Annotated in this window: 13 protein-coding genes; 4 read left to right on the top strand and 9 right to left on the bottom strand. The window is 30.2% G+C overall.

What is annotated here, in order from left to right:
* Nucleotides 1-2,366 (bottom strand): hypothetical protein (locus CBD51_000825; protein RPG60542.1); only part of this gene is annotated, 2,366 nt, incomplete at its 3' end.
* 235 nt (nt 2,367-2,601) lie between these two features.
* Between CBD51_000825 and CBD51_000820 the strand changes: the two genes are divergently transcribed.
* Genes CBD51_000820 through clpX form a run of 3 tightly spaced genes read left to right on the top strand, consistent with a single transcriptional unit; the run spans nt 2,602 to nt 5,885 of the window.
* Complete coding sequence (locus CBD51_000820) at nt 2,602-3,954, top strand: hypothetical protein (protein ID RPG60541.1); 1,353 nt, start codon at nt 2,602-2,604, stop codon at nt 3,952-3,954.
* Between the two features lies 1 nt (nt 3,955).
* On the top strand, nt 3,956-4,642 hold the full coding sequence (locus tag CBD51_000815) for an ATP-dependent Clp protease proteolytic subunit (GenBank protein ID RPG60540.1): 687 nt from the start codon (nt 3,956-3,958) through the stop codon (nt 4,640-4,642).
* A 4-nt stretch (nt 4,643-4,646) separates the two neighbouring features.
* Entirely contained in the window at nt 4,647-5,885 is a 1,239-nt protein-coding gene (clpX, locus tag CBD51_000810; GenBank protein ID RPG60539.1) for an ATP-dependent Clp protease ATP-binding subunit ClpX, read from the top strand.
* On the opposite strand, the gene CBD51_000805 is transcribed toward clpX, so the two are convergent.
* From CBD51_000805 to CBD51_000780, 6 genes are read right to left on the bottom strand one after another with little or no spacing between them, the layout of a single operon-like run.
* The gene (locus CBD51_000805; protein RPG60538.1) at nt 5,874-6,440 is read right to left on the bottom strand and encodes a dihydrofolate reductase; all 567 of its coding nucleotides are present in this window, start codon (nt 6,438-6,440) and stop codon (nt 5,874-5,876) included. The two genes, clpX and CBD51_000805, sit on opposite strands and share 12 nt — an antisense overlap.
* Nucleotides 6,397-7,188, bottom strand: coding sequence for a thymidylate synthase (locus CBD51_000800; protein RPG60537.1), 792 nt, complete (start codon nt 7,186-7,188; stop codon nt 6,397-6,399). Before CBD51_000800 ends, CBD51_000805 begins: the two co-directional genes overlap by 44 nt.
* The gene (locus CBD51_000795; protein ID RPG60536.1) at nt 7,185-8,456 is read right to left on the bottom strand and encodes a Na+ dependent nucleoside transporter; all 1,272 of its coding nucleotides are present in this window, start codon (nt 8,454-8,456) and stop codon (nt 7,185-7,187) included. The genes CBD51_000800 and CBD51_000795 overlap by 4 nt, the downstream gene beginning before the upstream one ends.
* The gene (locus CBD51_000790) at nt 8,456-9,043 is read right to left on the bottom strand and encodes a hypothetical protein (GenBank protein RPG60535.1); all 588 of its coding nucleotides are present in this window, start codon (nt 9,041-9,043) and stop codon (nt 8,456-8,458) included. Before CBD51_000790 ends, CBD51_000795 begins: the two co-directional genes overlap by 1 nt.
* A 3-nt stretch (nt 9,044-9,046) precedes the next feature.
* Nucleotides 9,047-10,009, bottom strand: a complete 963-nt coding sequence (locus CBD51_000785) for an electron transfer flavoprotein subunit alpha/FixB family protein (protein RPG60534.1) — start codon at nt 10,007-10,009, stop codon at nt 9,047-9,049.
* 28 nt (nt 10,010-10,037) lie between these two features.
* Complete coding sequence (locus CBD51_000780; protein ID RPG60533.1) at nt 10,038-10,787, bottom strand: electron transfer flavoprotein beta subunit/FixA family protein; 750 nt, start codon at nt 10,785-10,787, stop codon at nt 10,038-10,040.
* Between the two features lie 133 nt (nt 10,788-10,920).
* On the opposite strand from CBD51_000780, the gene CBD51_000775 reads away from it, so the two are divergent.
* Nucleotides 10,921-11,898: a pyruvate dehydrogenase complex E1 component subunit beta gene (locus tag CBD51_000775; GenBank protein ID RPG60532.1), complete on the top strand. Its 978-nt coding sequence runs from the start codon at nt 10,921-10,923 to the stop codon at nt 11,896-11,898.
* A gap of 21 nt (nt 11,899-11,919) precedes the next feature.
* Here CBD51_000775 and CBD51_000770 read toward each other — a convergent pair whose 3' ends face one another.
* Nucleotides 11,920-12,537, bottom strand: coding sequence for a deoxynucleoside kinase (locus tag CBD51_000770; GenBank protein ID RPG60531.1), 618 nt, complete (start codon nt 12,535-12,537; stop codon nt 11,920-11,922).
* Nucleotides 12,538-12,571: 34 nt separating this feature from the next.
* Nucleotides 12,572-13,005: hypothetical protein (locus CBD51_000765; GenBank protein ID RPG60530.1), on the bottom strand; the 434-nt coding region annotated here is incomplete at its 5' end.

Below are 13,005 nucleotides of genomic sequence, written 5' to 3'. Positions count from 1 at the left end.
CAATCGGCATTACATAATTCAAATTCATCAAGTTCACCAATTACTCCACCAGAACCCTCCCAACTAAAAGACTCATTGAAGCTGTTAATTAGGAGTATTATTTCTGTGAAGCAAGCATTTTCATTATTTAATTCAATTTCATATGTTTCTTGTGCCTCTACAAATTGTCCTGAAGATGGATCTTGATATTCAATAACAGGATTTAAAATATTTTCTACTTCAAAATAAAGTGTATCTATACAAAGTGTATCACTTATAATGACTGAGTATGATCCAGCAGCTAAATCATAGATATCTTGTGTAGTTTCACCGTTATTCCACAAATAGCTTTGAATAAGACTATCACCAAGGCTGACTGACAGGTCAATCCAACCATCATTATTATTTGTACATTCATTTTTTATAAATGAATTTTCTATCATACTTGGCTCAGGTACAATTATATCTTCCTGGACCTGGCATCCGTCTGGGTGAATAATAGTTGCTGTATATGTCCCTGCCGAAATATTAAATAAATATTTGTATGTTTCCTCTGCAGTTGTACCATCTCCTTGAGCAATTGTGTCACCATTGAATTCCCATATAAATTGGCAAAAACTAGTATTGCAATCACAACCTGATGAGTTAAAATATACCATTCCATCATCGCCGTATTCACATGTTGGACTTTGAAAAAATGAAACGATATTATATTCATTTACTTCTCTGCTAATCACATCACATGCGCCATTAGCATCTGTGACGGTTACTGAATATTGACCTGGACCTATATTCTCTATATCCTCAGTAGTAGATCCATTAGACCATTGATATGTATATGGAGGTGTTCCACCAGTAACAAGTAAGTTAATTAATCCATTGTCTTCTCCGGGACATATGTCGCTTGGAAATGCAAATAAGCCTAAGTCACCTTGGCAGCCATCATTATAAATCCCATCATAATTTGTACCCATGTAGCTTCCCCATGCAATTTCAGATTCAGGTAATGTAATTTCAGTTGATAATCGATATGTATTTACACCAATATCAAATGGTCCGGGCCCAAAAATTTGACTACTATCTGCCTGTAATGAAAATACTATGTCCAACATACCGTCATTTTCTAAATCTGTAATTAATGGAGTTGAAGCAATATTTCCACCGGGCATGGGGCCAAAAAATTGGGACGTAGATTGGTTCGTGAAATCGATTAAAATGAGTTCATTTTCAAAGTATATACCATTATTATTAATAACAGAAATCAGAACTTCATCTTTTCCATCAACGTTGGAGTCAAATGCAATAGGGGTGCAAAAATTAACTAAACCTAAGCTGTCATTCCATAAAACATTGCCAGTTTCACCATCAATTAAAACTTGATAGTAGTCACTGTATGTGGATTGCCCACCTGAAAATATAGTTGCAAAAACATCTAGATTATTATCTTCTATTGAGAATTTACCAAGAATTGGAGATGCAGATGATTCTGTATTTTCTAACTTATATTGCCATAGTATTTCAAGATTGTTTCCATCAATAGCACTTACTTGTCCATCAAAACATTGTGTAATTATATCTAAGATACCATCTCCGTTCACGTCTCCGATTGATGGAGGTGCAATATGTCCCAGTTCAGAATTTGATAATAGTGGGACAGCACTTGTGAGATCTTCATTAAGTAATTCATCTAAATCACATGCCCATAAATTGCCAGCAATTCCTTCTCCGCCTGTTCCAAAAATAAGTGTCATATTTCCATCGTTATTTAAATCTACTAATAGTGGTGACATATATGTCTCATTAGAATCAGGAACAACAGCAGTTTTAATACTTAATCCGGTTAATCCGTCAATTATCATAATATGTCCAGGTGGTCTATCTAATACTGACATATCTAATGAATGATCTCCGCCATTGCTAACTAGTATGTCTGGATAATTGTCGGAATTTTGATCGTCAATAATTTGAGAAGTGTAAAAATTATACCATCCATAATCATTGGGGTTTAAATTTTCATCAGCCCAAAATTCCCATATAGTTTCACCATTTGAGCCATTAATTAATCTTAATTCAGCATCTCTACCACCAATAATCACATCATCAATATTATCATCATTGAAGTCATAAAATTGTGGGCTTGAAAACATTTCATTTCTTGTTTCAGTGTTCCATATTGTATTTCCATCTAGTCCATTAATTGCGCTAATTCCGTATGGTGTGGGATATCCCTCTACACCACCACCACGAATAATATCTTCAACTCCGTCATTATTGATATCGATAGATCGTGCTGACGAAAATGTCCTTATAATTGGTGTATTGTTTGTCCAGATAATTTCTTGAGCTAAGAATGGAGTAGAAATTAAAAATAAAATAAACAACCTCATGTCATTATGATTTTAGAATAGAAAAAAAAATTATTACACATCACAAAGATAATATTTTATATAGAATAGCCATTCTAATATAATAAATTTGAAAAATATATCACTATTAAATAATCTAAAGATTTTGTAACAAAAAATTTAAATAAAGAATCTAAAGTATTATTAAGATAATCAACTAAATAGAAAATAAATCCTCAACGATTTCACTATATTTGCTAGCTTAATTATAAGAAATATGAAGATTACTCAAAAAAAAACAGATACTAATACTTTAATGTTAAGTGCTAAAATTAGTGCGGATGACTATAAGTCTACTGTAAACAAATCTTTAGTAGATTATCAAAAAAAAATGAATATGCCTGGTTTTAGAATTGGTAAAGTGCCAATGGGTCTTGTAAAAAAGAAATATGAGTTGGCCATACGTGTTGAGGAGATAAATAAAATCTTATCTAATGGAATACAAAAATATATTACCGAAAAAGACATATCCATATTAGGTAATCCCTTGCCAATTGAGAATAAGGTGGATTTTATTAATAATTCTGAATATGATTTTGAATTTGAGATTGGTCTACAACCAGAAGTTGATTTATCCAAAGTTGAAAATACAAAAATTGATTATTTTACTATTAAACCAGAGAAAAAAGAAATTGATGATCATCAATTATCTTTACAAAAAAGATTTGGAAGTGTTAAGTCATTTGACTCCATAAATGATGGTGATATGCTTAAGGTTTTACTTGTTGAATTAGATGATAAGAAGCAAACAGTTGTTAATGGTATAAATATTGAGACCTCAATCTTGATTGATAAAATTGAAGATAAAAAATTGAGGTCAAAATTTTTAAATTTAGTAAAATCAAATTCTATAGTATTTGAGTTGAATAAAGCATTTTCAAATAATGTGGATATTGCCTCTATGTTAAAGATTTCTAAGGAAGAGGTTTCTAATGTGGCTAAATATTTTTCATGTACGATTAACGATATTAGTCGTCTTGTATCTGCTGAGTTAAATGATGACTTATTTAAAAAGGCATATCCATCCAAGTCTATTAAGACTGTAAAAGAATTTCAGAAAATTATAAAAGAAGATTTAGAATCTAAGTACATACAAGAATCAGACAGGAAGTTTTTTAATGATTGTTCCACTTATTTTATAAAAAAAATCCAGCTTGATTTCCCGGATAAATTTTTAAAAAAATGGTTAAAGAATAATGTTAAGAAGAAATTTACTGAAAAAGAATTTAATGAGGAATATAAAAATTATTTAAAATATTTATCATGGCAATTAATTGAAAATTCTATTTGCACAAAACATAACATTAAAGTTACTAATGAAAAATTAAAAGACTTTACTAAAGCATATGTTATACAACAGATGAAGAGTTATGGAAGTATTCAAATGGGCAATAAAGAAATTGATGGCATAGTAGAAAATGTTTTAAAAAATAAAAAAGAGGCTGAAAGAATGATGAATGAGGTAATAATAATAGAGTTAGTTAAGCATTTTAAGGATAATATGAAACTTGTGAAAAAAAGTATTTCTTTAAATGAATTTGTTAAATTAGCTAATAATCAAAAATCTTAAAATGGATAGTTCAAAAGAATTTAAAAAATATGCTACCAAACATGCGGGCATCAGTAGTACTACTATACATAATTATACTTCTGCATATCAGAATTATATTAATCCAACAATTACAGAGGAAATAACAGAAAATAGACGTCAAGTCACTATGGATGTTTTTTCTAGATTAATGCAGGATAGAATTATTTTCTTGGGTGTGCCTATTAATGATACTGTAGCAAATATTATTCAAGCTCAATTACTTTTTTTAGAATCAAGTGGACCAAAAGAAGACATTGAAATTTATTTAAATACACCTGGAGGTCAAGTGTATGCAGGTTTAGGTATTTATGATACTATACAGTTTATATCTTCCAGTGTTTCTACAATTTGTACAGGTATGGCAGCATCTATGGGGGCAGTATTATTGTGTGCTGGTGAGAAAGGTAAGAGGTCAGCCCTAAAACACTCCAGAGTAATGATACATCAACCTCTAGGTGGTACTCAGGGTCAAGCATCGGATATTCAAATTGTAGCTCAAGAGATTGATAAATTAAAAAAAGAATTATATGAGATTATTGCACATCATTCAAATAAAACTTATTCACAAGTAACCAAAGATGGAGATCGAGATTTTTGGATGACTTCTAAGGAAGCTCTAGAATATGGTATGATTGATGAAATTCTTTTACCAGATTCGAAAAAATAATTATATGGCAAAGCAAATCGTTGAAACATGTGCCTTTTGTAACAAAAAAAAAGCAGATGTAAATATTTTAATTACTGGTAATTCAGGTAATATATGTGACGTATGTGTATCCAAGGCAAATAGAATTATTGAAGAAGAAAAGACACTTAATTATAATGAGAAAATTAAACAAGATTTTAAGCTTTTTAAGCCTTTGGAAATCAATAAGTATTTAGATCAATATATTATTGGTCAGTCTTATGCAAAAAAAGTTTTGTCTGTTGCTGTTTATAACCACTATAAAAGAGTATTATCAAATATTGATGATCTTGAATTAGATAAATCTAATATTTTAATTTTAGGAGACACTGGAACAGGTAAAACACTCTTTGCACGTACTATTGCTAAAATGTTAAATGTGCCATTTTGTATTGTAGATGCAACCTCCATGACTGAGGCTGGATATGTGGGAGAGGATGTTGAATCATTATTAACTAGGTTGCTTCAAGTCGCAAATTATGATGTGACTGATGCAGAAAGAGGTATTGTTTTTATTGATGAAATTGATAAGATTGCTAGAAAAAATGATAATCCCTCGATTACTAGAGATGTTTCAGGTGAAGGAGTTCAACAAGCATTATTAAAATTAATGGAGGGCTCTATTGTTAATGTTCCACCCCAAGGAGGCCGAAAACATCCAGATCAAAAATATATTAAAGTAAATACTAAAAATATTTTATTTATTTGCGGTGGTGCTTTTTCAGGAATGGATAAGATTATTGAAAGTAGAACTAGCCAGCATTCTTTAGGTTTCTCTCGCAAAAAAAAGAACATAAAAAAAGAAAATCATTCTAGAAGTTTCTCATATGTTATGCCAAAAGACATCAAGAAGTATGGTTTGATTCCTGAATTGATTGGCAGATTACCAGTACTAACTTATTTGCTTCCATTAGATAGATTCCTATTGCGTAAAATCTTATTGGAACCTAAGAATGCTGTAATTAAGCAATATGAGAAATTATTTGAAATGGATAATATTGAATTGTCAATCCATCCCAAAGTGTTTGATATGATTGTTGGTTATGCATATGATTTTGGTTTAGGTGCTAGAGGTTTAAGATCAATTTGTGAAAAGTTATTTTTAGATGCTCTTTATAGTCTACCTAAAAATGATGCAAAAAAAAGAGTTTTAAAAATTGATTTAAAATATGCAAAAGAACAACTGAAGGATTTAGAGTTAAATAGCTTGAAATCAGCTAGTTAATTTTTTTAGAGTGTAAAATGTAAATTCAAACTTATGTTTTTTGTCAATCTTGTGTTGTTTTTCTTTTGTTACTTCCCATCTAGCCATATTTAATTTAGGAAAAAATGTATCACCTTTTATTATTGCATGTATCCGTGTTAAATAAATTACATCTATAAGGTTATTATCAAGGGCATATTTGTAGACAAGTCCTCCTCCTATAATAAAAATATTTTTTCTTTTTTCTTCCTTTGCCAATATTATTGCACTTTCAAGACTATTTGTAACTATACAGTCACTGGCATGAAAATCTTTCTTCTTTGTTAAAATAATATTTGTTCTTCCAGCCAGTGGTCTATATTTCTCAGGAATAGATAGGAAGTTTTTTCTACCCATTATAACTACGCTATCTTGCGTCTTTTCTTTAAAATAACTCATATCATCGGGTAAATGCCAGGGAAGATCATTTTGGATTCCAATAACATTATTTTCTGATGTTGCAACGATTAATTTTATTTTCAAAATACTTTTTTTAGACAGCAATTGGAGCTTTAATGTGAGGATGATGGAGATAATTAACTAATTCAAAATCCTCAAATTCGAAATCAAAAATACTTTGTCTATCATTAATTTTCATTATTGGAAGTTCTTTAGGTTCTCTTGATAATTGTAATTTGGCTTGTTCAAGATGATTCAAATATAAATGTGCGTCACCGAGAGTGTGAATAAATTCACCTACTTGAAGATTACATATTTTAGCGATCATCATTGTTAATAATGCATATGATGCAATATTAAAAGGTACTCCTAAAAAAATATCTGCACTTCTTTGGTATAATTGGCATGATAATTTTTTATTTGAAACAAAAAACTGAAACAATGAATGGCAAGGTGGAAGTGCCATCTTGCTTATTTCTCCAACATTCCATGCGCTAACAATTAATCTTCTAGAATTGGGGTTATTTTTTATATTATTTATGAGTTCTGATATTTGATCAATAGTTTCCCCATCTCTATTTATCCATGATCTCCATTGATAACCATAAACAGGGCCTAAATCTCCATTTTTATCAGCCCAGTCATCCCATATTTTAACATTGTTTTCTTTTAGATATTTTATATTAGTTGAACCACTTAAAAACCAAAGTAATTCATGAATAATAGACTTTAAATGAATTTTTTTTGTAGTTACAAGTGGAAAGGATTTTTCTAAATTATATCTACTTTGATATCCAAATACGCTCAAAGTGCCTGTTCCTGTTCGATCTTTTTTTTCTACTCCATGTTCCAAAACATGGTGCATAAGTTTATGATATTCTTTCATATTAATATTCCTACAATTATTGCTGTTAGTAATGAGGCTACGGTACCTGCTATAAGTGCTTTTATACCTAGTCTTGATAAATCGGTTCGCCTTTCGGGTGCTATTGCTCCTATACCTCCAATTTGTATGCCGATTGATAAAAAGTTAGCAAAACCACATAAAAAATAGGTTGCCATTATTGATGTTTTTTGGGATATAGTATTTTGTTTTATCATTTCTCCTAGCGATTCATATGCGATAAATTCATTTGCCACAGTTTTTTCTCCTAGTAACTGTCCTGCTAATAAAATGTCTTCGAAAGGGATTCCTATTAGCCATGCAATTGGTGCAAATAGATAGCCAAAAATCATTTCCATGGATAAGTTTTTATAAATACTTGTACTATTTGAAAGATTGTCATTAAGTCCAGTAAGTTGGCCGACTAAATTAAGTACTTCATTAATTAGTGCGATGAATGCAACAAAAACTAATATCATCGCTCCAACATTCACAGCTAGTTTAACTCCCTGGATTGTGCCTAATGCAATAGAATCAAATACATTAGACCCTAACGCATCCCCTTTAGTGAGTGTCATATTTTCGTTAACTTTTTTTGTTTCGGGTAAAATAATTTTACAAGCAACAATTGCAGCTGGTGCCGACATTACAGATGCTGCTAAAAGGTGTGGAGCAAATTCTTCTCCCAACATTGCTGTGAAGGCAATGAATACGCCCCCAGCAATTGTTGCCATTCCTCCTCCCATTAAGCATAATAGTTCGGATTGTGTCATTTTTGAAATATAGGGTTTTATCAATAGAGGAGATTCAGTTTGACCCAAGAAAATATTTCCTGCTGCTGCTAAACTTTCAGACCCAGAAAGTTTCATGCTTTTTTTCATGATAATTGCAAAAAAGTAGACAATCTTTTGAAGTATCCCTAAGTAGAATAATACACTAGTTAATGCGGAAAAAAACACAATTGTTGGTAAAATTTGAAAAGCAAATATTGCTCCAAAAGATGGATCATTGACTAATGTTTCACCAAATAAAAATATTGAACCCTCTTTTGTAAAATCAAGAATTGATAGAAAGGTGTTGCTAATAGTTTGGAATAATTTTTCAACAATATTTACGTGTAATATGCATATTGCAAATACTAATTGAATTAGCAATCCTTTAATTACTATAGACCAATTGATTGATTTTTTGTTAGATGAGCATAAATAACAAAAAAATAATAATCCTAAAATACCTATTAATCCTCTTATAATTGTTTCTGTATATGTCATTATTTCATTTTTTTTATTTGGTCTCTAATTTTAGCTGCTAATTCATAATTTTCTGACTGTAGGGCATGATTAAGTTTTTTTTCTAGTTCATTTAATGAATCTTGAACTATTTTAGTTTTTTTCTTTTTTTCAGATTTATGGGCTGTTTTTTTTTCTTCTACATAATCTTCTTTTAAGTAATTTTGAGATTTATCTAAAATTTCTTTATAGGTGTAAATTCCGGAATTAAACCTTATAGCAATTGCAATTGCATCAGAAGTTCTTGAGTCAATTGAAAAACTATGATTAGTCTGTTTATTAATAAATAAAACTGATGAGTAAAAAATCCCTTTTTCTAATTTATGGATTATGATTTTGTCTAGAATTAAATTATTTTTTTCTGCAATACTTAGAAAAAGATCGTGGGTCAATGGCCGTGGCGAAGAAATATTTTTATCCAGCCCAATTGCAATTGCTTGAGCTTCACATTGTCCAATGACAATTGATAGCTTTTTAAGGCCGTTATCTTCTTCTAAAAAAAGAGCATATGCACCAGATTTAAATTGACTATATGATAAACCAACTATATTCAATTTAATTAATTCCATTTTTTAGCCTTTATATTTTTTAAGCTCGTTAATAAGTTTTGGAACTACTTCAAATGCATCCCCAACTATACCATAATTTGCTGCTTTAAAAAAAGGTGCTTCAGAATCAGTATTAATTACTACAATATGTTTTGAACTATTTACACCTGCTAGATGTTGAATTGCTCCAGAAATCCCAATAGCAATATATAAGTCGGGATTAATAGCAATACCTGTTTGTCCAACATGTTCAGAATGTGGTCTCCATCCCATATCTGAAACAGGTTTAGAACATGCAGTTCCTGCTCCAAGAAGTTCTGCCAATTCTTCTATCATAGTCCAGTTTTCGGGACCTTTTAAACCTCTTCCTGCAGAAATAACAATATTCGCATCAGACAATGAAATCTTTTCAGATGTTTTTTCACGACTTAAAATTTGAATTCCTTGAGAAATATCTTCAATATTAAATTCTATATTTAACAATTCTCCATCTCCTGTTATTTTCTTTATCTCTCCAATTGAGTTGGGAATTATTGTAATAATATTAAGATTGTAATTCGATTGGTATTTAACGTGTGCTTTTCCAGAAAACCCTTTACATTGAACGATGAGAGGATTCTGGCTTTCGGGTAATGAAATAGCGTTTGTTATTAATCCATGGTTGGTCTCGTTTGCGAGTAAAGGTGATATGGATTTCCCCATATTGGTATTTGAAATAATTGATGTATTAACATCATTTTCTTGAATAAACTTAGAACAAATTTCGGAAAGTAATTTATTAGTGCAATTTTCAAATGAAGTATTGGTGATATTGATAATTTTATCAGCACCATATTCCGTCATTAGATTGGCATTATTTGCACCCAATGTTAGTGCAACTAGTTTTTGATTTTTTTGATTTGCTATATTTTTCCCATAGCTTAAAGTTTCAAAAGATGTTTTTTTGAACTCACCATTCCAGTTTTCTATTAATGTGAATACGCTCATTTTAATTTATTAAGTTAATTATTAATTTTTATATAACTTTTGCTTCAGAATGTAATAACTCTACTAAATTGCCAACATTATCTTCATTAATAATTTTACATTCAGACCTTGCTAAAGGTTTCTCGTATTCTAAAACATTGATTGCAAATTCATTTTTTAAAGAGGATTCAATAACTTCTAATGGTTTTGTTCGGGCGGTCATTATACCTCTCATTGATGGTATTCTGAGTTCTTTTTCTTCTACAAGGCCTTTTTGTCCAGCAATTAATGTTGGTAATTGACTTGTACTTATTTCGTGGCCATTATCTATTATTCTTTTTATTTTTATCAAACTTCCTTCAATTTCTAGACCTATGCATCCATTTATAAAAGGAATATTTAATTTGCTAGCTACAAATCCGGGAACTTGTCCACCATTATAATCAATTGATTCAGTTCCGCAGAATATTAAATCAAATGATTCTTGTGAACAGAAATTGGCAATACAATCAGCAACTATTTTACTACTCATTGATTCTTGATTAATACGTACAGCTTTGTCTGCACCAATAGCTAGGGCTTTTCTTAGTATTGCATCATTTTTGTTATTTCCCACGTTAATGGCTGTTATTGTTGCACCTATTTTTTCTTTTATAAAAACTGCTTTTGTTAAGCAAAATTCGTCATAAGGATTAATAATAAATGTTATGCCTTCTTGATTAAACTGTTTATTCTCATTTGAGAAAGTAATTGGTGAGGTAGTATCCGGCACACTACTTATGCATACTAAAATATTCATATTAATAAGGGTTTTATTTTCACTAAAATAATTAAAAAAGACATAATATGTTACACTATCTTATCTAGATATTTATTTTTATGCACATTAGATAAAAAAAATAAATAAATTTGTAGAAATATTTATTGATATAATGAGAGAAATTCAATTTAGAGAATCGATTGCTGAGGCAATGAGCGAGGAAATGCGATTAGATCCTAACATTTTTTTAATGGGTGAGGAGGTAGCGGAGTATAACGGAGCTTATAAGGCATCTAAGGGTTTATTAGATGAATTCGGTGCAAAACGCATCATTGATACACCTATTTCTGAGGGTGGTTTTTCAGGTATTAGCGTTGGTGCTGCAATGAATGGATTAAGGCCAATTGTTGAATTTATGACATTTAATTTTTCTTTAGTGGCAATTGATCAGATTATTAATAATGCAGCAAAAATGATGCAGATGTCTGGAGGACAGTTTAATATTCCAATTGTATTTCGCGGCCCTACTGGTTCAGCAGGTCAATTGGCTGCTACACACTCTCAATCCTTTGATAGTTGGTATGCAAATTGTCCTGGTTTAAAAGTAGTAGTTCCGTCTAACCCTTATGATGCTAAAGGTTTGTTAAAGAGCGCTATCAGAGATAATAACCCTGTCATATTCATGGAGTCAGAGCAAATGTATGGTGATAAAGGTCATGTTCCCGAAGAGGAGTATCTTATTCCTATTGGTAAAGCAAAAATTGTTCAAGAAGGTTCGGATGTAACAATTGTTTCATATGGCAAAATGTTAAAAAAAGTTTATGATGCAAGTTCTGAATTAAGTCAAAGTGATATTTCTTTGGAAATAATTGATTTGCGAAGTTTAAGGCCTATAGACTATGATTTAATAATTAAATCTGTTAAAAAGACTAATCGATTAATTATTGTAGAAGAGAGTTGGCCATTAGGTTCAATTTCTACTGAGATAAGTTACAGTATACAGAAAAATGCATTTGATTATTTAGATGCTCCAATTTCTAGAATATGTTCAGCTGATACACCTATGGCATATTCTCCTGTATTAGTAGATGAATTTTTACCTAGTAAAAGACAAATTATAGATGAAGTAAATAAGGTGCTGTATATATAGAAATGCAGTTTGATAAACAATTTATTTCTTAAATAGACCGCTTAAATTAGAATCTATTTTTTCTATTATCACACCAAGATCAGACTTATTGTTTTGAAAATCTATGTCGGTTGCTTGAATAACTAGATGATTATGTTTATAATTTGAGAAAAATGCTTCATATCTTTCGTTCAATCTTTTTAAATAGTCAATTCTAATTCCCTCTTCATAATCTCTTCCTCTTTTTTGTATTCTATTTACCAAAGAGGGTACATCAGACCGTAAATAAATTAATAAATCTGGAGCTGATACAAATGACTCCATAAGTTTGAACAAGTCTAAATAGTTATCATAGTCTCTTTGTGTCATTAAGCCCATGGCTTGTAAATTAGGAGCAAATATGTATGCATCTTCATATATGGTTCTGTCTTGAATAATTGTTTTTTTAGATTTAATGATATCCTGAACTTGTCTAAATCTACTATTTAAAAAGAAAACCTGTAAGTTAAATGACCAACGCTGCATATCTTCATAAAAGTTATCCAAGTAAGGGTTGTTGTCAACGGCCTCAAATAGTGGAGACCATTTATAATGTTTAGCAAGCATCTTACATAATGTGCTTTTTCCGACTCCTATATTTCCTGCGATTCCAATGTGCATTGTATTGTATTTTTTTATGAATATATAATAAAATCTATAATTTTTTCAATAAAAATTCTATAAAATTCCGGTCATTATATAATCTTTTGATTTTATTTTGTCCACCGATTTTATTTTCTTTTTTAAATAAGTTATAAAAGAAATTATTTTTCACCTCATGCAAAATTGGTTCTTTAATTAATATATTTTTATATCTTTTTGCTTCGTAATCAGAATTGATTTCTTGAATTTTTTTATCTAAGTAATATCTAAAATTTTTTATGCTTTCTGGTGCTTTTTTGAACTCAATTATCCATTCATGGCATCCTGTTTTGTTGGTGAAAAAATATGGCGCAGCAATAAATTCATTAACAGAAGCTTTAGTTTTAAGACATGCAAATTTAATTGCCTGGTTTGCGTTATCTACATCCATCTCCTCGCCGAAAGCATTTATAAAACTATATAACCTTCCAGTAATTTTAATTTTAT

This window comes from Flavobacteriales bacterium TMED191 (assembly GCA_002171975.2).
Lineage (GTDB): Bacteria > Bacteroidota > Bacteroidia > Flavobacteriales > TMED113.
This window is presented reverse-complemented; position numbering and strand designations above follow the sequence as displayed.